The sequence below is a fragment of the Salinimicrobium oceani genome, assembly GCF_012037645.1.
The window spans coordinates 1-278 of record NZ_JAAVJR010001721.1; the positions used below are offsets into that span (position 1 = coordinate 1).

Annotated in this window: 1 pseudogene; it reads right to left on the reverse strand. The window is 41.0% G+C overall.

Annotated elements, in window-relative coordinates:
• Positions 1-278: pseudogene (locus HC175_RS23745) on the reverse strand (2-oxoacid:acceptor oxidoreductase subunit alpha); the annotation flags it as partial.

The window sequence follows — 278 nt, forward strand, 5'->3', positions numbered from 1 at the left end:
TGAAGGAATTCCCTGCTGAAGTTCATTCGTAAAATGCTGGCGAATTGTCCGGTATTCAGCTCACAAACGATTATTTTTTTGAACTTGCTGAACAGCTCTTCAGTGTTCTTTGGAAGCGGATTGATATAGTTGAAATGAGCGAATCCAATATTTCTGAAGCCTTCATCATAAAGTTGCTTGGCAGCGGTGTGAAGAGAACCATAAGTTCCTCCCCAACCTATAATAAGTAGATCCCCTTCTGAAGCGAATTCAGGAACAAGTTCAGGAATGAAGCTTTG